The sequence below is a fragment of the Caenimonas aquaedulcis genome (assembly GCF_015831345.1).
Taxonomy (GTDB): Bacteria; Pseudomonadota; Gammaproteobacteria; order Burkholderiales; family Burkholderiaceae_C; genus Ramlibacter; species Ramlibacter aquaedulcis.
Genome location: NZ_JADWYS010000001.1, coordinates 530,847 through 548,276, shown reverse-complemented (window position 1 = coordinate 548,276; position 17,430 = coordinate 530,847). Strand labels below are relative to the sequence as shown.

The window sequence follows — 17,430 nt, the reverse complement described above, 5'->3', positions numbered from 1 at the left end:
CTTTCGGGAAGGGGAATCATGTCGTTACGCCTGATCGTGTGTGCCGCGCTGCTGGCCGCCCTGGCCGGATGCGCCACCGACGTGCGGGACCATCCCGCCACGGGTCGCGCGCAGATCGTGCTCCAGAACCCGGCGCTCAACCCGCGCAATGGCGGCGTCCTCGTCGACGCGGCCAGCCTGCAGCCCGGCGACATCCTGCTGTCTTCGGCGGACGGCATCACCTCCGCCGGCATCCGGCTGCTGACCCTGTCGCCGGTCAGCCACGCTTCGATCTACATCGGCGGCCAGAAGGTGGCGGAAGCCGTCGGCGAAGGTATCCGGCAGCGCACCGTCGAGGAATTGCTGGCCGAGGAATCGACCGTCGTGGCCTTCCGCCATCCGGGCGTCTCGCCGGAGCATGCAAGCCGGATGCAGGCGTTCGCGCGCGAACAGACCGGCTCGCGCTACAACGTGATGGGCGTCATGCTGCAGGCGCCGTTCTCCATCGAGCGGCGGCTGTGCGAACTGCCGCTGCTGCCCTCCCCGTTGCGTGATTTCTGCGTGCAGGGCGTGGCCGCCGTGCAACTGGGCCTCGGCAGCAACGATCGCTTCTTCTGCTCCCAGTTCGTGCTGGAGGCCTATCGCCGCGCGGGGCTGCCGCTCACGGACGCCGATCCGCGCATGATCAGCCCCGGCGACCTCATGCACATGCGGGAGGGCGACGTGCCCTCCGTGCGCACGCACCAGGCGCTGCACTACCTCGGCCACCTGAAGTTCCAGCCGGCCGTGGCGGCAGCGCGCCTTTAACCGCCGACGTGCATGGTGAACTGCGCGCCGTTGGAATGCTGGCAGGTGCCCGTTCCCATGGTGGCCGAGTTCATCGCATAGCGGCAGTTGAGGAACCCGCCGCGATTTCCGAGCCCGTTCGCGACACCTTCCCGCGAACCCGCAACGCGGGTCGCCTCACCGGAGAAGCTCTCGCCGTTGATGTTGGTCGTGAAGTGGCCTCGACCGTTCAGGTCATTGGTGACCACGGCCATGACCGTGCCATAGGCGGCGGCCATGTCGTTCGAAGGGTAGAGGCGGGCCGAGAAAGTCAGCGGCGCTGCCGGCGCGAGCTGAACACTCGCAGGCGGCGGGGTTTGCAGAGGCACGACGTAACAGCCGGCGAGCACCGCGCTGGCGGCCGCGAGACCTGCGAACGATGCGGTCCTGGCGAAGCGTTGGAAGTTCATGTGAATCCAGAGGCCCAAGCACATGCTTGTGCGGCGGATTGTGTGAATCGGGCCGCGCAGCTCGCCGGACTTTGCGCCCCGTATCGCCGCGCGATACCGCCGAGTGCGCCATCGGTTACCGGCGGATGCCCCACGGCCGGGCGGCGTCCAGCCATACTGCGGCATGGCAGGGAAGATCCGAATCGGCGTGTCCGGCTGGCGATACACGCCCTGGCGCGGCAATTTCTATCCGAAGGGGCTGGCGCAGTCGCGGGAGCTGGAGTTCGCCTCGCGGCAGTTCCCGTCGATCGAGCTCAATGGCTCGTTCTACTCGCTGCAGCGCCCCTCCAGTTACGCCCAATGGGCCCGACAGACGCCGCCCGGCTTCGTCTTCGCGGTCAAGGGCAGCCGCTACATCACGCACATGCTGCGGTTGCGCGGCATCGAGGCCGCTCTGGCGAACTTCCTCGCGTCCGGCCTCTTCGAGTTGGGCGCCAAGCTCGGCCCGTTCCTGTGGCAGTTCCCGCCGAACATGCAGTTCGACCATGACGTGTTCGACGCATTCTTCAAGTCCTTGCCACGCACGACCGGGGCCGCGGCGCAGATCGCCCAAGGCCACGACGAGCGCCTGCAAGGCCGCGCCTCCCTCGTGCCCGATGCCAACAGGCGGTTGCGGCACGCGGTGGAGGTGCGCCACGCCTCCTTCGTGGACCCGGCATTCATCGCCCTGCTGCGCAAGCACCGCATCGCGTGGGTCGTTGCCGACACGCCCCGCCCCTGGCCGCTGTACGAGGACGTCACCGCCGATTTCGTCTACATGCGCCTGCACGGCGCCACGCAGCTGTACCAGAGCCGCTACACGAGCGAGCAATTGGACCGCTGGGCGGAGTGCATCCGCGCGTGGAGCGAAGGCGGCCAGCCGACCGGCGCGCGGCTCATCACGCCGGAGCCGCCCGCGCCGCGGCAGGCGCGCGACGTGTACTGCTATTTCGACAACACCGACAAACTGCACGCGCCGGACAATGCGCGCGAGTTGATGGAGAAGCTCGGATTGGGGGGACCGATAATCGGTCCATGAACCCCTTGTTGTCCCGCCTGCAGCCCTACCCCTTCGAGCGGCTGCGCCAACTTGTCGCGGGCGTCACGCCCAACCCCCGGTTCCGGCCGATCAGCCTTGGCATCGGCGAGCCCAAGCACCCGACCCCCGACTTCATCAAGCAGGCCCTGGTCGATTCCCTCGGCGGCCTCGCGAGCTACCCCAACACGGCCGGCGAGCCGAAGCTTCGCGACGCTTTCCGCCTCTGGATGATGAAGCGCTACGGCCTCGCGCTGGACGCCAACACGCAAATGCTGCCGGTCAACGGCTCGCGGGAGGCGCTGTTCGCATTTGCCCAAACGGTGATCGACGGGGGCAAGCGGCCCTACGTCGTCTGCCCCAACCCGTTCTACCAGATCTACGAGGGCGCGGCGATTCTCGCCGGCGCGCAGCCGCACTACGTCGCGAACGACCCGAAGCGCAACTTCGCCGCCGACTGGGACAGCGTTCCGGCGGAGGTCTGGGTGCGCACCCAGCTGCTCTTCGTGTGCTCGCCCGGCAATCCCACGGGCGCGGTGATGCCGCTGGAGGAGTGGCAGAAACTCTTCGAGCTGTCCGACCGGCATGGCTTCGTGATCGCGTCCGACGAGTGCTACAGCGAGATCTACTTCCGCGACGAGGCGCCGCTCGGCGGCCTGCAGGCGGCGGCGAAACTCGGCCGAAGCGACTTCCGCAACCTGGTCTCCTTCACCAGCCTCTCCAAGCGCAGCAACGTCCCCGGCATGCGCAGCGGGTTCGTGATGGGCGACTCGGCCCTGATCAGGAAATTCCTGCTGTATCGCACCTACCACGGCAGCGCCATGAGCCCCGTGGTGCAGGCGGCCAGCATCGCGGCGTGGAGCGACGAGGAGCACGTGGTACAGAACCGGGCCTTGTACCGCAAGAAGTTCGCCGAAGTCACCCCCCTGCTCGCCAAGGTGCTGGACGTGCAGCTGCCCGATGCCGGCTTCTACCTCTGGGCGGGCGTGCCGGGGAGCGACGAGGACTTCGCCCGCGACCTGCTGGCTCAATACAATGTCACCGTGCTGCCGGGCAGCTACCTCGGCCGCGAGACGGGCGGGGCCAATCCCGGCGCCGGCCGCGTGCGCATGGCGCTGGTGGCCGACACCGCGGAGTGCGTGGAAGCCGCGCAGCGCATCGTGCAATTCGTCCAAGGCAGGAAATAAAAGCGACCCCATGACCCAACAGCTCCAGCAAATCATCGACGCCGCGTGGGAGAACCGCGCCAGCATTTCCGCCGCCTCGGCCCCGAAGGAAGTCGCCGACGCCGTCGAGCACGTCATCGCCGAGCTGAACAACGGCCACCTGCGCGTCGCCACGCGCCAGGGCGTGGGCCAGTGGACGGTGCACCAGTGGATCAAGAAGGCTGTGCTCCTGTCCTTCCGCCTCAAGGACAACCAGGTCGTGAAGGCCGGGGACCTCGGGTTCTACGACAAGGTGCAGACCAAGTTCGCGCACCTGTCGGCCGACGAAATGGCCGCGACCGGCGTGCGCGTCGTGCCCCCGGCGGTCGCGCGGCGCGGCAGCTTCATCGCCAAGGGCGCCATCCTCATGCCCAGCTACGTGAACATCGGCGCCTACGTCGACGAAGGCACCATGGTGGACACCTGGGCCACGGTGGGCAGCTGCGCGCAGATCGGCAAGGGCGTGCACCTGTCGGGCGGCGTGGGCATCGGCGGCGTGCTGGAGCCGCTGCAGGCGGGCCCGACCATCATCGAGGACAACTGCTTCATCGGCGCACGCTCGGAAGTCGTCGAGGGCGTGATCGTCGAGGAAAACTCCGTGTTGTCGATGGGGGTGTACATCGGCCAGAGCACCAAGATCTACGACCGCGAGACGGGCAAGGTGAGCTACGGCCGCGTCCCGGCCGGGTCGGTCGTCGTGTCGGGCAACCTGCCCAGCGCCGACGGCAAGTACAGCCTCTACTGCGCGGTGATCGTGAAGAAGGTCGACGCGCAGACCCGCTCCAAGACGAGCCTCAACGACCTGCTGCGCGACTAACCACAGGAAGGCATACACATGTCCACGATGGAACGCATCCTGCGCCTGATGGGCGAGAAGAAGGCCTCGGACGTCTACCTGTCCGCCCATGCGCCCGCGCTGATCAAGATCAACGGGCAGTGCCTGCCGATCAACAACCAGCTGCTGCCGCCGGATGCGCCCAAGGCGCTGCTGGCCGAGGTGTTGCCCGCGTCGCGCATCGAGGAACTCGAGGAAAGCGGGGAGCTGAACATGGCGCAGGCCATCGAAGGCGTGGGCAACTTCCGCTTTTCCGCGATGCGCCAGCGCGGCACCTACGCTGCGGTGATCCGCTACATCACGCAGGACATCCCGCCCCTCGCCTCGCTCTCGGTGCCGATGGTGCTGGGGGACCTCATCATGGAAAAGCGCGGCCTGCTGCTGATGGTCGGCTCCACCGGCGCGGGCAAGAGCACGACGCTCGCGTCGATGATGGATTTCCGCAACGAGAAGGCCAGCGGCCACATCCTCACCATCGAGGACCCCGTCGAATTCCTTTTCAAGAACAAGAAGTCGGTAGTCAACCAGCGCGAGGTCGGCAGCGACACGCAATCGATGCAGACGGCGCTGAAGAACGCATTGCGCCAGGCGCCCGACGTGATCCTGATCGGCGAAATCCGCGACCGTGAAACCATGTCCGCCGCGATCGCCTATGCGCAGTCGGGCCACCTGTGCCTGGCCACGATGCACGCGAACAACAGCTACCAGGCGCTCAACCGCATCCTGTCCTTCTACCCGGTCGAAGTGCGCCCCACCATGCTGGGCGACCTGGCCGCCGCCTTGAAGGCGATCGTGTCGCAGCGCCTGCTGCGCACCGTGCACGGCGGCCGCGCGCCGGCGGTGGAGGTGATGATCAATACCAAGCTGATCTCCGAGCTGATCGAGAAGGGCGACTTCTCCGGCGTGAAGGAAGCGATGGAGAAAGCCATGGCCGAGGGCTCGCAGACCTTCGAGATGGACATCGCCCGTTTGATCGTCGACGGCACCGTGGACAAGAAGGAGGGCCTCGCCTACGCGGACTCGCCGACCAACCTGCAGTGGCGCCTGCAGAACGACTTCGCCGGCAAGGACAAGGATGTCGTCGAGGAAGGCGCGTCCGAGGAAGACCTGCAGGACGAACCGTCCTTCACCGAAATCACGCTGGACGTGAAGCACTGAGATCCAGTCCCCGATGTCGCGCGCCCTCCACCTCACCGAACAACTCATCTCCCGCCGCTCGGTCACGCCGGAAGACGGCGGGTGCCAGGACATCCTGTCGCAACGGCTGAAGCCGCTCGGTTTCGCCTGCGAGACCATCGCGAGCGGCCCGGAGAATTTCCGGGTGACCAACCTCTGGGCCAAGCGGCCGGGCCGACTCGAAGCGACCCCCGGGGCGGGCCGCACGCTGGTCTTCGCCGGCCATACCGACGTCGTGCCCACCGGCCCGCTGGACCAGTGGACCAGCGACCCTTTCACGCCCTCGCACCGCGACGGCAAGCTCTACGGCCGCGGTGCGTCGGACATGAAGACCGGTATTGCCGCCTTCACCGTGGCGGCGGAAGAATTCCTGGCGGCCCACCCGAACCCCGCCCTGTCCATCGCCCTGCTGATCACGAGCGATGAAGAGGGGCCCAGCGTGGACGGAACCGTGGTCGTCTGCGACCGCCTGAAGGCGCGCGGCGAGAAGCTCGATTGGTGCATCGTCGGCGAGCCGACCTCGGTCGAGCGCCTGGGCGACATGATCAAGAACGGCCGGCGCGGCACCATGAGCGGCAAGCTCACGGTCAAGGGCGTCCAGGGCCACATCGCCTATCCGCAGCTCGCGAAGAACCCGGTCCACCTCGCATTGCCCGCCCTCGCCGAACTCGCGACGGTGCAGTGGGACAAGGGCAACGAATTCTTCCAGCCCACGAGCTGGCAGGTGAGCAACATCCACGCGGGCACGGGCGCGGGCAACGTGATCCCCGGCACGGTGGTGGTGGACTTCAACTTCCGCTACTCCAGCGACTGCACACCGGAAGGGTTGCAGAAGCGCACGCACGAACTGCTGGACCGCCACGGGCTGGACTACCAGCTCGACTGGGTCGTCGGCGGCCTGCCCTTCCTCACGACGCCGGGCGACCTCGTGCAGGCGGTGACTGGCGCGATCCGCGCGGAAACCGGCGTGGAGACCGAGCTGTCCACCACGGGCGGCACCAGCGACGGGCGCTTCATCTCTCGCATCTGCCCCCAGGTGATCGAATTCGGGCCGCTCAACGCCAGCATCCACAAGATCGACGAACACGTGGTGGTGGCGGACATCGAACCCCTGAAGAACATCTACCGCCGCACGATGGAAACCCTCGAGGCCATCGCGGCCCGGCCATGACGCTGATCGAGCTGGTGGAGACGGGCACGGCGCGGCTCGAGGCCGCGGGCGTCGCCTTCGGCCACGGCACGACCAACGCGTTCGATGAAGCCGCATGGCTGGTGCTGTGGCAGCTGGGCCTGCCGATCGACGACCTGGAAGGCGCCGCGGACATGGCGGTGTCGCCGCAGCAGGAGGACAGCGTCGCGGAGCTCATCGAGGAGCGTATCGCGACGCGCAAGCCCGCCGCCTACCTCACGCGCGAAGCCTGGCTGCAAGGCGTGCCCTTCTACGTCGACGAGCGCGCGATCGTCCCGCGCAGCTTCATCGCGGAGTTGCTCGCCGATGGGACGATCGACGCGTGGCTGTCGGACGAGACAAAGCGCGTGCTGGACCTTTGCACGGGCAACGGCAGCCTGGCGGTGCTGGCGGCGCTCACCTATCCCGACGTCCAAGTGGATGGCGCGGACATCTCGCCGGAGGCGCTGGAAGTCGCCCGCATCAACGTCGAAAAGCACGGCGTGCAGGATCGCGTGCGGCTGGTCGAATCCGACGGTTTTGCCTCGCTGTCAGGGCTTTATGACCTAATCTTGTGCAATCCGCCCTACGTCAATGCGCAGAGCATGGCGCAGCTTCCCGAGGAATACCGCGCGGAGCCCGAACTGGCCTTGGCCGGTGGCCCCGACGGCATGGACTTCATCCGGGCGATGCTCCGCGATGCGCCTGCGCGAATGACGGACAACGCGGTGCTGGTGCTGGAGATCGGCAACGAGCGCGAACACTTCGAGGCCGCGTTTCCGGCGCTGGAAGTGGCGTGGCTGGAGACCAGCGCGGGGGAGGACCAGGTGCTTTTGGTCACGCGGGAGGCCTTGGCGGCGCTCGCCTAGGCAACTTCCCCCGATGACCCGGCGGAAGCAGGCACGTCCCCCACCGGCGACAATAGAGGGCTTATGACCAAGGACATCACCACCCGCATCCTGCATGCGGACCGCCTGGGCGGCGTCGAGCACGGCGCCGTGCTCAAGCCGCTGCACATCGCCACCGCCTACGGCTACAACACCGCCGAAGAGCTCACGGCCGTCTTCCAGGGCGACAAGAGCGGGCACGTGTACGGCCGCCAGGGCAACCCGACCACGCAGGCGCTGGAGGCCAAGATCAGCCTCATGGAAGACGCCGTCGGCACGGTGTCCTTCGCGACCGGCATGGCCGCCGTCTGTTCGACCATGCTGGCACTGCTCAAGAAGGGCGACCACGTCGTCGCCAGCCGCTTCCTCTTCGGCAACACCGCCAGCTGGATGAACACGCTCTCGCAGCTCGGCTGCGAAGTCACGCTGGTCGATGCGACGCAGGCCGCCGCCGTCGAAGCGGCGCTTCGCACGGAAACCCGGATTGTGTTCGTCGAGACCATCGCGAACCCCCGCACGCAGATCGCCGACCTAGAAGGCATCGGCAAGCTGTGCCGGCCGCGCGGCATCGTCTACATCGTGGACAGCACCATGACCACGCCCGCCCTCTTCCAGCCGAAGGCGGTGCAGGCGTCGCTGGTGATCCATTCGCTCAGCAAGTCGATCTGTGGCCACGGCAATGCGCTGGGCGGTTCGGTCTCCGACACGGGCCTCTTCGACTGGGGCGCCTATCCCAACCTGCTGCCCGCCTATCGCAAGGGCGCGCCGACGGCGTGGGGACTGCTGCAGATCAAGAAGAAGGGCCTGCGCGACATGGGCGCGACGCTCAGCTCCGAACACGGCCACCGCATCGCCGCCGGCGCGGAGACCCTCACCCTGCGCATGGAGCGTGCGTGTTCGAACGCCATGGCGCTCGCGCAGTGGCTCGAGGCGCAGCCCTTGGTCTCGAAGGTGCACTACCCAGGCCTGGCGAGCCATGCGCAGCATGAACGCGCGGGAAAGTTGTTCAAGAGCTTCGGCGCCCTGCTGAGCTTCGAGACCGTCGACGGCGTCTCGCCCTTCGAAGTGCTCAATGCGCTGGAGCTCGTCATCAAGTCCAGCCACCTCGGCGACAACCGCACGCTCGCCATTCCCGTGGCGCACACGATCTTCTGGGAGATGGGCGCGGAGCAGCGGCAGACCATGGAGATCGCCGATTCGCTTATTCGCCTGTCCGTGGGCATCGAGGCGCAGGCGGACCTGCTGGCAGACTTCGCGAACGCATTTGCAAAGCTGGGCAAGAAGTGATCGTCCTTCGCAATTTGGTCCTTCGCCGCAGCGCGAAGGTGCTGCTCGACAACGTTTCCGTCACGATCAACCCCGGCGAGAAAGTCGGCCTCGTCGGCCGCAACGGCGCGGGCAAGTCCACGCTGTTCGGCCTCATCAACGGCACGCTGCACGAGGACGGGGGTGATTTCTCGATGCCGTCGCAATGGCGGCTGGGTCAAGTCGCGCAGAACATGCCGGAGACCGACGAAAGCGCCACCGATTTCGTGCTGGGCGGCGATACGCGCCTCATGGAACTGCGCGAGGCGCTCACCCGCGCGGAAGAATCGGGCGACGGGATGGAGATCGCGCATGTGCACTCCGACCTCTACGATGCCGGCGAGCTCGACGCCGTGCCTCGCGCGCAGTCGCTGATCCTCGGCCTGGGCTTCAAGACCTCCGAGCTGGACAGCCCCGTCAACAGCTTCTCCGGCGGCTGGCGCATGCGCCTGCAACTCGCGCGCGCCCTGATGTGCCCGTCCGACCTGCTGCTGCTCGACGAGCCCACCAACCACCTGGACCTCGACGCGCTCGTGTGGCTGGAAGCCTGGCTCAAGCGCTACCAGGGCACGATGATCGTGATCAGCCACGACCGCGAGTTCCTCGACGAGGTCACCAACGTCACGCTGCACATCGAACGCCAGCAGCTCACGCGCTACGGCGGCAACTACAGCGCCTTCGAGACGCTGCGGGCGCAACAGCTGACGCTGCAGCAGTCCACGTTTTCCAAGCAGCAGGAAAAGATCGCCCACCTGCAGAAGTTCATCGACCGCTTCAAGGCGAAGGCGTCCAAGGCCAAGCAGGCGCAAAGCCGCGTGAAGGCGCTGGAGCGCATGGAGAAGATCGCGCCGGTGCTGGCGGATGCGGAGTTCACCTTCGAATTCAAGGAGCCCGCGAACCTGCCCAACCCGATGCTCGCGATCAGCGAAGCGTCGTTCGGCTACGGCGACAAGGTGATCCTCACGGGCGTCAGCCGCTCCGTGATGGCGGGGCAGCGCATCGGCATCCTGGGCGCGAACGGACAGGGCAAATCGACGCTCGTGAAGACGATCGCGCGCGACATCCCCGCCCTCGCGGGCACGCTGACCGAGGGCAAGGGCCTGAACATCGGCTACTTCGCGCAGCAGGAGCTCGACGTGCTGCGCCCGCAGGACACGCCGCTCGAACACATGGTGCGCCTCGCCAAGGAGCTCGGCCCCGGCTCGGGCGAATCCGGCCGCGAGCAGGACCTGCGCAATTTCCTCGGCACCTTCAACTTCACCGGCGACATGGTCAAGCAGGCCGTCGGCACGATGAGCGGCGGCGAGAAGGCCCGCCTGGTGCTCGCGATGATGGTGTGGCAGCGCCCCAACCTGCTGCTGCTCGACGAGCCTACCAACCACCTGGACCTCGCCACGCGCGAGGCCCTGTCGATGGCGCTCAACGAATTCGAAGGCACGGTGCTGCTCGTGAGCCACGACCGCGCGCTCCTGCGTGCGGTGTGCGATGAATTCTGGCTGGTGGGCCGCGGCAAGGTCTCGCCCTTCGACGGCGACCTCGACGACTACCAGAAGTACCTGCTCGACGAAGCCAAGCGCCTGCGCGAAGTCGCGAAGGCCGAGGCCAGCGCCGCGAGTGCGCCGGCCCCCGCCCCCACGCCCGCGCCGCAGGCGCAGCGCGCGCAGGCCGCCACGCAGCTCAAGCCGCTGCGGCGCGAGCTGGAGCAAGCCGAAAAGCGCCTGGCGGTGCTGCAAGCCGACAAGGCCGCGCTCGAGGACAAGCTCGCCGGCACCCTGCCGCGCGCCGAACTCGCGGACGTGGGCAAGCGGCTCAAGGCCGTCAATGATGAGCTGCACACGCTGGAAGAGCGCTGGCTTGTCTTGTCTGGTGACATCGAGGCGATTGAAACCGCACGCTGATGGCGGCATAGTGGGCATATGCCCACTGCCCTTCAGCTCGCCGAAGACAACCTCATCCTCATCGACGCGGTGCGCCGGAGCCGCAAGCTCCTGAACCGGCGCGCGCTCGCTGGCGCGGTGGCCGCCACGGTGCCTGTCCCCGGCCTCGACTGGGCGGTCGATGCGGCGCTCCTGACCCAGCTCATCCCCGCGATCAACGCGGAATTCGGGCTCACGCCCCAGCAGCTCGACGCGCTGCCCGCCCACAAGCGCGAGCAGGTGCAGAAAGCGCTCGCCATGGTGGGATCCGTGCTGATCGGCAAGTTCGTCACGCGCGACCTGGTGCTTCGCATGGCGAAGAAGGCGGGCATGCGGCTCACGGCGACGCAGGCGGCGAAGTACGTTCCGCTGGCGGGCCAGGCGGTCGCGGCCGTCATGGGCTACACCGCGCTGCGCTACATCGGGGAGGAGCACATCAAGGATTGCGTGCGCGTGGCGCAGGCTGCCCAGCTTGCATTGCCAGCACCGGCGTAGCGGCCATCGGCAAGGGTCAGTACGTCGTCAGCGGCCCGGCGTTACAACGGACTTCCATTCCAACAAGAAGGATCTGCCCATGGACACCTATCCCGCCCTTCACAGCCGCGCCGCGCTGGGCGCCGCGCGCATCTGCCGCCCCGGCACGGCGCGCCAGCAGGTCACGCTCGACTCGCCCGCCATGGACGTGATGACCGACCTCACGCAGGTCGCGCCCGCCGTCATCGAGCCCGGCGCCACGATGGAAGCCGCCCACCAGTACATGATGCAACGCGGCGTGCGGCTGCTCCTCGCGCTCGACCAGGGCGATGTGCTCGCCGGCCTCATCACGACCACCGACATCCTCGGCGAAAAGCCGGTAAGCCTCGCCCGCGAACGGGGCATGCGCCACTCCGAGATCCTCGTGTCGGACCTGATGACGCCGGCATCGCGCCTCGAAGCCTTCGACCTGGCCCGCGTCGCGTCGGCACGCGTCGGCCACGTGATCTCGGGGCTGCAGGAAGCGCGTCGCAACCACGCGCTCGTCGTGCAGCAGGACGCCTCCGGGCAACTTGAAATCCGCGGCATCTTCTCGCTGTCGCAGATCGCGCGGCAACTCGGCATGCCCCTGCAGCTGCCGGAAGCCGCGGGCACCTTCGCGGAAATCGAAGCGGCCCTCGCGGGCGGGTGATCAGCCGCCGCCGGCCACGTGGTCCAGGTGCGGCACGCTGCCGACGAAGCCCACCATGTGGTCGGTATTGAATGACAGGTTCGCGGCGAAGGCGAGCAGGTCTCCCTGTGTCGCGAAGGTCTTGGCCGCGCCGATCTCGCCCGCGTACTGGTCCACCGTCGCTGCATCGGGCGCGACACCCACGATGCTGTTGTACAGGTAAGCCACCAGCGACGCATTGGGCACGCCCGGCGCGTAGAAGTCGATGAGCTGCTGGCCCAGCACCGGCATGCTCAAGCCCTGGTGCGATGCACCGAGCCAGAAGTCGAGCTGGGCCATCGCGCCCGCCTGCCCGAAGCCGGCCGTCAGCAGCGCCATGGCCTGCCATGCGGCGTCACCGGGCTGGGTGTCGAACACGACGAGTTTATCGGTGAGCGATACGCGCTCCACGCCGGTGAGCGTGACGTCGATCCCCGCGGCCGCGACGTGGGCCGCGGTGAGAGAGGTCATGGCGGAATCGGCGGCCTGCACGACCAGCGTGTCGGTCCCGCTGCCGCCATCGACCGTGTCCTGGCCGCCGGCCCCTGCGATCGAGTCGTTGCCGCCGAAGCCGTTGATGACGTCGTTGCCGGAGGTGCCGGTGAGCGTGTCGTTGGCTTCGGTGCCGTTGAAGGTCGTGGACGTGGGGAGCTGGCCGGTGGCGCCGTGGAAGTTGGTCGGGCTCGCCACCATCACCGTGCCCGTGTCGCTGATGGAGTGCGACCCATCGCCCGGGAGCGCGCCGTAAGTCACCGCGTCCACGCCCGCGTAATTGATGGTCCCGCCCGCGGTGAACAGGAAGCCGTCGGGCACGACATAGTCGGGCGTGACGATCCCCAGCGCCGCGAAGCCCTGCGTGGCGATGAGGACGTGCGTGTTCGCCGTGGCGGCACTGGGCAGGTCCGCTGGAAACGTGAATGTGTGCTTCACGCCGTTCGAGGTCACGCTGATCGGGTGGCCTGCCAGCAGGTGCTCCCCGTTGAAGTTGCCCACGGCCAGTTCGATGAACTGCACGGTGCCGTCGGCGCTGGAGAAGATTTCGTCGATCTGGTAGAGGTGAAAGCTCATGGCGCGCAGTGTCCCGCGCCGGGTTCACGCCGTCAACGGCCCGGCTGCACAACCGTCAAAAAATGAAGTTCGCCGCGGTGAGCGAGGAACTTACGCCCGTCAGTTGGATCGCGATGTCGTTGGTGGCGTCCAGCATGCCGTTCGCATCGAGGTCCACGTGCAGCAGGGACGTGGACGTGTCGAACACCGCGCGGATCGCGCCAGCGTGCAGGGCGGCATCGACCGCGGCCGCGCCGCTGACGTTGCCCATGAAGGTGGCTGCGCCATGCGTGAGCGCGGTGAAGTCGAGCAGGTCCCCGCCGGGCCCGCCCGTGAAGTCCGTGACGATGTCCACGCCCGTGCTGTCCGAAGACTCATAGGCATAGACGTAGGCGTAGGTGTCCACGCCGGCGCCACCGGTCATTACGTCCTTGGCGGGTCCGCCGCGAATCCAGTCGTTGCCGGGGCCCGCATCCACGACGTCGGATGCGCGGCCCGCGAAAATGATGTCGTCCCCCGCGCCGGCGGCGATCGTGTCGTTGCCGAAGCCCGCGACGATGATGTCGTTGCCGCCGCCCACGCCGATCGCCAGGTCGTTGGTGTTGCCGTACAGGTAGACGTGCAGCCCCGCGTCGAACGTGGCCGCGGCGACGGTCTTCACGGACATCAGGGCGATCTGCCAGCCGGGGGACAGGTCCAGGGCTGCATTGCCGGTGATGTTCAGCGTGGTGTGCGCGGTCGTCGACAGCGTGAGCGTGTTGGTGACGGACGCCGGCGTGGCACTCGTCGTGGTCGAGACGAGATCGAGCGTTTCGACGCCCGGCGCATCGATGGTCTTGAAGTCGGCGGAGCCCGGGGCAGCAAGCTTCAGCGTGAGCTGGTCGTTGCCGTGCGTCGCATCCGCCAGGGTCACGGTCATGTTGCCCGTCGCAGCGGCGTCCGATTCGATGGTCCCGCCCGTGAGGAGCCCCTTGACCTGCGCCGCCGCATAGCCGGCATCCAGCTTCAAGGTCTGGGGGCCCGCAAGGCCGGTGAGATCGAGCGTGCCGGAAAGGCGCTGCGTGAGCTCGGTCGTCGTGCTGTGCGCGAGCGTCCCGTCCGCCGCCCACGTATAGCCGCTGCCCGGCGTCGCGACCCATCCCCGCACCATCGACGCGCTGATGGAGGCCCCGCGCCCGAGGCTCAAGGCGTAGGCGAGCTGATCCGCGGTGAGACCGAAGCCCGCGGCGTCGTTCGCCACCTGGGCGTCGGAAGGATGGCGCGAGAAGTAGTAGGCGATGTCCGCGTCGGAGATACGCTGGCCGTGGGATGTGACAAGGGTCATTGATGTGTTCGGGTGGTTGCGCGCCCAGTCTGCTGAGCTTCGCGCCACCAGTTTGTCGGTGGCATGCCACCTTCCCGGCGCCGCAAGGACCGACCCCGTGTAGGAGAGCGGCCACACGCTGGATTCGCGGCGCAAAAAAAAGCGGCCTCCGCAGAGGCCGCTCCTTCGAGGCTGACGGTCAGGTCAGCTTAGCCGCGGCAGGAGCCCGGCAGGTACTTCGGCAGGACGCCGTTGGTGGCGGCGGGGCCGCAAACCCACTTGAACACCGCGCCGCCGAGGTTGGCGGGGACGGCGGAGGTGACCGTGTCCGTCGCCCAGGGCGTCAGCGTGATCTTCTTGTCGTCGATGTTGGTGTCGTTGAAGCCGGTGGCTTCCACGGTGATGACGCCATTCGAATCCGTGTGGATGCTCTTGACGTACTTGCTCGATTGCGAGGAAGACTCACAGCCCCAGCCATCGGCGGCCGGCGTAGTGCTGCCCGATTGGTACACCTCCGTGATGGTGGTGCGGCAGGCCGAGGCCGCGAGCACGACCTCCGACATCTTGGCGCGTTTCGTGTAGTCCTGGTAGGCGGGCAATGCCACCGCGGCCAGGATACCGATGATCGCGACAACGATCATCAGTTCGATCAGGGTAAAGCCCTGTTGCAGTTGACGCTTCATCGAGGTTCTCCAGTAGGTTGATTGAAAAAGCCATGAGGTAGCGCAATTGCCGTGCCACGAGGAATGCCGGTGTTTGGGAGCGCTGCGGGCCCCTTTCATCGGATGCGTGACATTCCGCGCTCGATTAATGACACGAATGACGAGGCGGGGGACTTTTGCGCGATTAAATCCGCCTCGCGCGCGTACGGGACAGGCGAAAAAAAGGGACGCCATGGGAGGCGTCCCTTCGAGGATCATGGTAGGACGTACAAGATTCGAACTTGTGACCAACGGATTAAAAGTCCGCTGCTCTACCAACTGAGCTAACGTCCCGCAAAGCCCGTGATTATAGCCTGCTGTCAGGCCGTCTTCGCGCTCGACGCGATGCGATCGAGCACGACACCCGCGGCGCACTGCCCGAAGGTCGCCGTGACGCTCACCACCGAGCCGTATCCATGGCAATTGAGCGAGCCGTCGCCCTCGATGGCGCACGACGGGTCGGGCGGGGCCACGGGCTCACGGCTGAAGACGCACGTGACACCGATCTTCCTGCCCTCGCGCGGCGCGCCGTGGAGCTTGCGAAGGCGATAACGCAGCTGCGCGAGCAAGGGGTCGTGCGTGGTGTGGGCGAGGTCGTCGACGTCGACCTTGTGCGCAAGGCGCTTGCCGCCCGCGGCGCCCACCACGACCAGGGCGCTGCGGCTTTGCAACGCCCATGCCGCGATGGCCACCTTGCCGTGCACCTGGTCGCAGGCGTCGATGACGGCGGTGACACCCTCTGGGAGCAGCCCCGGCCAGTTGCCCGGCTCGACGAATTCCTCGATGCCCAGCACCCGGCAGGTCGGATTGATCTGCGCGATGCGCTGCGACATGGCTTCGACCTTGGCCTGCCCCAGCGTGCCCGCGAGTGCATGCACCTGCCGGTTGATGTTGGATTCGGCCACGTGGTCCAGGTCGATCAGCGTGAGCCGCCCCACCCCGCTGCGCGCCAGCGCCTCCGCAGCCCAGGAGCCCACGCCGCCGATGCCGACCACGGCCACGTGCGCCGCACGCATCGCGCCGGCACCCGCCACACCGTAGAGCCGCTCCAGGCCACCGAAGCGGCGCTGCAGGTCGGCGGCTTCGTCGAGGTGCGTCACCGCAGCTTGGACAGGCGCTCCTTGGCCGCTTGCGCGGCTTCGGACTGCGGATAGGCCTTGATGAGTTCGTCGAGCGTGCGGCGCGCCGCGGCGTTGTCCTTGAGCTCGATCTGGCAGTTGGCGATCGACAGCACCGCCTCCGGCGCGCGCGGATGGTCGGGCGCCTGCTGCAGCAGCGCGCGGAAATTCGCGATGGCGCCGCGGTAGTCGCGGTTGGCGAACTGCGAGTTGCCGAGCCAGAAGAGGGCCGTGGGACGGAAGCCGCTTTGCGGGTAGCGCCTGATGAAGTCGGCGAATGCGGCCTGCGCCGCGGGGAAGTCGCCCTTGCGGAACAGCGCCAGCGCTGCCTCGAAATCGCGGCCCTCGGTCGGATCCGCGATGAACTCGCGTCCGTCGACGGACACCTTGGCCGGTTCCACCTTGCGCAGCCGTTCCTCGACGCTCGTGGCGAGATCGCGCTGGCGGCGCTGCGCCTCGGCGAGTTCGCGCACCAGCTGCTCGTTCTGCCCCGTCAGCCGCGCGACTTCGCCGCGCAGCTGCTCGATCTGGTTTTGCAGGTCCAGCATGGCACGGCGCATCTGCGCGGCTTCCTGGCGCTGGTCCTCCGCCGTGCGTTCGCCGGCCATGCGCATCGCCTCGACGCGCTGGCGCAAGTCCAGGATGGCGCGGCGCGCTTCGTCGTCCTCGAAGAGGGCCGCCGACGCGCCGGTGCTGGCGCCCAGGCAGAGCACGGCCGCGGCGGCCGCGAGTGCGCCGCGAACGGCCGGCGCGCGGGTGAGGGCAGCGATCGTGCGCATCTTCAGCGGTACGTGAACTCGGCGCGGCGGTTCTGCGCCCAGGCCGATTCATCGCTGCCCATCGCGGCCGGTTTTTCCTTGCCGAAGCTCACGGCCTCCATCTGCGCATCGGGCACGCCCAGCAGCGTCAGCGCGCGGCGCACGGCCTCGGCGCGCCTCTGGCCGAGGGCCAGGTTGTATTCGCGGCCGCCGCGCTCATCGGTGTGCCCTTCGATGTTCAGCTTGCGCGACGGGTTGGCCTTCATCCAGCGCGCGTGGCCGTCGACGATGCTCTGGTATTCGGGCTTGATGACGTAGCTGTCGTAGTCGAACAGGATCACGCGCGCGACGTTCTGCGGGCCGAGATTGGTGAGTCCCGCGTTGTCGGTGACCACGGGCTCCACCTTGCTCTGCGTGCCCCCGCCGCCGGGCTGCTGCGGCAAGGTGCCGATCTTCTTGTCCTCGACGGGAGGCTGGTCCAGGGGAACGCTGGAGCAGCCGGCCATGACCAGGGCCATGGCCGCGGCGCCGATTGCAAGGTTCATTCGCTTGATCATTCG

General features: G+C 67.5%; 18 protein-coding genes and 1 tRNA gene. 11 read left to right on the top strand and 8 right to left on the bottom strand.

The genetic code is table 11. From position 1 onward, the window contains the following. Nucleotides 1-18 precede the first annotated feature (18 nt). Nucleotides 19-786 carry a YiiX/YebB-like N1pC/P60 family cysteine hydrolase gene (locus I5803_RS02510; protein WP_196984844.1) on the top strand — a complete coding sequence of 256 codons (768 nt, stop codon included), beginning with the start codon at nt 19-21 and terminating at the stop codon, nt 784-786. On the opposite strand, the gene I5803_RS02505 is transcribed toward I5803_RS02510, so the two are convergent. Next, complete coding sequence (locus tag I5803_RS02505) at nt 783-1,214, bottom strand: hypothetical protein (RefSeq protein ID WP_196984843.1); 432 nt, start codon at nt 1,212-1,214, stop codon at nt 783-785. The genes I5803_RS02510 and I5803_RS02505 overlap by 4 nt on opposite strands. A 163-nt stretch (nt 1,215-1,377) precedes the next feature. Here I5803_RS02505 and I5803_RS02500 point away from each other — a divergent pair, with 163 nt between their 5' ends. From I5803_RS02500 to I5803_RS02455, 10 genes are all read left to right on the top strand, one after another. Next, on the top strand, nt 1,378-2,271 hold the full coding sequence (locus tag I5803_RS02500) for a DUF72 domain-containing protein (RefSeq protein WP_196984842.1): 894 nt from the start codon (nt 1,378-1,380) through the stop codon (nt 2,269-2,271). Continuing rightward, on the top strand, nt 2,268-3,455 hold the full coding sequence (dapC, locus tag I5803_RS02495) for a succinyldiaminopimelate transaminase (RefSeq protein WP_196984841.1): 1,188 nt from the start codon (nt 2,268-2,270) through the stop codon (nt 3,453-3,455). The genes I5803_RS02500 and dapC overlap by 4 nt, the downstream gene beginning before the upstream one ends. A 10-nt stretch (nt 3,456-3,465) precedes the next feature. Beyond that, nucleotides 3,466-4,290 carry a 2,3,4,5-tetrahydropyridine-2,6-dicarboxylate N-succinyltransferase gene (dapD, locus tag I5803_RS02490; RefSeq protein WP_196984840.1) on the top strand — a complete coding sequence of 275 codons (825 nt, stop codon included), beginning with the start codon at nt 3,466-3,468 and terminating at the stop codon, nt 4,288-4,290. Between the two features lie 18 nt (nt 4,291-4,308). Then, the gene (locus tag I5803_RS02485; RefSeq protein WP_196984839.1) at nt 4,309-5,466 is read left to right on the top strand and encodes a PilT/PilU family type 4a pilus ATPase; all 1,158 of its coding nucleotides are present in this window, start codon (nt 4,309-4,311) and stop codon (nt 5,464-5,466) included. A 13-nt stretch (nt 5,467-5,479) separates the two neighbouring features. Beyond that, entirely contained in the window at nt 5,480-6,655 is a 1,176-nt protein-coding gene (dapE, locus tag I5803_RS02480; RefSeq protein WP_196984838.1) for a succinyl-diaminopimelate desuccinylase, read from the top strand. Beyond that, a complete protein-coding gene (prmB, locus tag I5803_RS02475) occupies nt 6,652-7,521 on the top strand; it encodes a 50S ribosomal protein L3 N(5)-glutamine methyltransferase (RefSeq protein WP_196984837.1) in 870 nt (289 codons plus the stop codon). Before dapE ends, prmB begins: the two co-directional genes overlap by 4 nt. A 63-nt stretch (nt 7,522-7,584) precedes the next feature. Next, nucleotides 7,585-8,826, top strand: coding sequence for a cystathionine gamma-synthase family protein (locus I5803_RS02470; RefSeq protein WP_196984836.1), 1,242 nt, complete (start codon nt 7,585-7,587; stop codon nt 8,824-8,826). Beyond that, nucleotides 8,823-10,742, top strand: coding sequence for an ABC-F family ATP-binding cassette domain-containing protein (locus I5803_RS02465; protein ID WP_196984835.1), 1,920 nt, complete (start codon nt 8,823-8,825; stop codon nt 10,740-10,742). The genes I5803_RS02470 and I5803_RS02465 overlap by 4 nt, the downstream gene beginning before the upstream one ends. 18 nt (nt 10,743-10,760) lie before the next feature. Next, on the top strand, nt 10,761-11,255 hold the full coding sequence (locus I5803_RS02460) for a hypothetical protein (RefSeq protein ID WP_196984834.1): 495 nt from the start codon (nt 10,761-10,763) through the stop codon (nt 11,253-11,255). Between the two features lie 79 nt (nt 11,256-11,334). After that, nucleotides 11,335-11,925 (top strand): CBS domain-containing protein, encoded by a 591-nt coding sequence (locus I5803_RS02455; RefSeq protein ID WP_196984833.1) that lies wholly within the window; start codon nt 11,335-11,337, stop codon nt 11,923-11,925. Here the strand turns inward: I5803_RS02455 and I5803_RS02450 are convergent, their stop codons facing one another. The 7 genes from I5803_RS02450 to pal form a co-directional block, all read right to left on the bottom strand. Further along, complete coding sequence (locus I5803_RS02450) at nt 11,926-13,011, bottom strand: calcium-binding protein (RefSeq protein WP_196984832.1); 1,086 nt, start codon at nt 13,009-13,011, stop codon at nt 11,926-11,928. A gap of 55 nt (nt 13,012-13,066) precedes the next feature. Continuing rightward, nucleotides 13,067-14,314 carry a calcium-binding protein gene (locus I5803_RS02445; protein WP_196984831.1) on the bottom strand — a complete coding sequence of 416 codons (1,248 nt, stop codon included), beginning with the start codon at nt 14,312-14,314 and terminating at the stop codon, nt 13,067-13,069. A gap of 188 nt (nt 14,315-14,502) precedes the next feature. After that, a complete protein-coding gene (locus I5803_RS02440) occupies nt 14,503-14,976 on the bottom strand; it encodes a pilin (RefSeq protein WP_196984830.1) in 474 nt (157 codons plus the stop codon). Between the two features lie 236 nt (nt 14,977-15,212). Then, a tRNA-Lys gene (locus tag I5803_RS02435) sits at nt 15,213-15,288 on the bottom strand. A gap of 26 nt (nt 15,289-15,314) precedes the next feature. Further along, entirely contained in the window at nt 15,315-16,094 is a 780-nt protein-coding gene (locus I5803_RS02430) for a tRNA threonylcarbamoyladenosine dehydratase (RefSeq protein ID WP_196984829.1), read from the bottom strand. After that, on the bottom strand, nt 16,091-16,891 hold the full coding sequence (gene ybgF, locus I5803_RS02425; protein WP_196984828.1) for a tol-pal system protein YbgF: 801 nt from the start codon (nt 16,889-16,891) through the stop codon (nt 16,091-16,093). The genes I5803_RS02430 and ybgF overlap by 4 nt, the downstream gene beginning before the upstream one ends. A gap of 2 nt (nt 16,892-16,893) precedes the next feature. After that, the gene (gene pal / locus I5803_RS02420) at nt 16,894-17,427 is read right to left on the bottom strand and encodes a peptidoglycan-associated lipoprotein Pal (RefSeq protein WP_196984827.1); all 534 of its coding nucleotides are present in this window, start codon (nt 17,425-17,427) and stop codon (nt 16,894-16,896) included. Nucleotides 17,428-17,430 lie beyond the last annotated feature (3 nt).

What these genes read in the sequence shown, in the direction of transcription:
- I5803_RS02510 (WP_196984844.1), top strand. Translation starts at nt 19, where the DNA reads ATGTCGTTACGCCTGATCGTGTGTGCCGCGCTGCTGGCCGCCCTGGCC.
- I5803_RS02505 (WP_196984843.1), bottom strand. Translation starts at nt 1,214, where the DNA reads ATGAACTTCCAACGCTTCGCCAGGACCGCATCGTTCGCAGGTCTCGCG.
- I5803_RS02500 (WP_196984842.1), top strand. Translation starts at nt 1,378, where the DNA reads ATGGCAGGGAAGATCCGAATCGGCGTGTCCGGCTGGCGATACACGCCC.
- dapC (WP_196984841.1), top strand. Translation starts at nt 2,268, where the DNA reads ATGAACCCCTTGTTGTCCCGCCTGCAGCCCTACCCCTTCGAGCGGCTG.
- dapD (WP_196984840.1), top strand. Translation starts at nt 3,466, where the DNA reads ATGACCCAACAGCTCCAGCAAATCATCGACGCCGCGTGGGAGAACCGC.
- I5803_RS02485 (WP_196984839.1), top strand. Translation starts at nt 4,309, where the DNA reads ATGTCCACGATGGAACGCATCCTGCGCCTGATGGGCGAGAAGAAGGCC.
- dapE (WP_196984838.1), top strand. Translation starts at nt 5,480, where the DNA reads ATGTCGCGCGCCCTCCACCTCACCGAACAACTCATCTCCCGCCGCTCG.
- prmB (WP_196984837.1), top strand. Translation starts at nt 6,652, where the DNA reads ATGACGCTGATCGAGCTGGTGGAGACGGGCACGGCGCGGCTCGAGGCC.
- I5803_RS02470 (WP_196984836.1), top strand. Translation starts at nt 7,585, where the DNA reads ATGACCAAGGACATCACCACCCGCATCCTGCATGCGGACCGCCTGGGC.
- I5803_RS02460 (WP_196984834.1), top strand. Translation starts at nt 10,761, where the DNA reads ATGCCCACTGCCCTTCAGCTCGCCGAAGACAACCTCATCCTCATCGAC.
- I5803_RS02455 (WP_196984833.1), top strand. Translation starts at nt 11,335, where the DNA reads ATGGACACCTATCCCGCCCTTCACAGCCGCGCCGCGCTGGGCGCCGCG.
- I5803_RS02450 (WP_196984832.1), bottom strand. Translation starts at nt 13,011, where the DNA reads ATGAGCTTTCACCTCTACCAGATCGACGAAATCTTCTCCAGCGCCGAC.
- I5803_RS02445 (WP_196984831.1), bottom strand. Translation starts at nt 14,314, where the DNA reads ATGACCCTTGTCACATCCCACGGCCAGCGTATCTCCGACGCGGACATC.
- I5803_RS02440 (WP_196984830.1), bottom strand. Translation starts at nt 14,976, where the DNA reads ATGAAGCGTCAACTGCAACAGGGCTTTACCCTGATCGAACTGATGATC.
- ybgF (WP_196984828.1), bottom strand. Translation starts at nt 16,891, where the DNA reads ATGCGCACGATCGCTGCCCTCACCCGCGCGCCGGCCGTTCGCGGCGCA.
- pal (WP_196984827.1), bottom strand. Translation starts at nt 17,427, where the DNA reads ATGATCAAGCGAATGAACCTTGCAATCGGCGCCGCGGCCATGGCCCTG.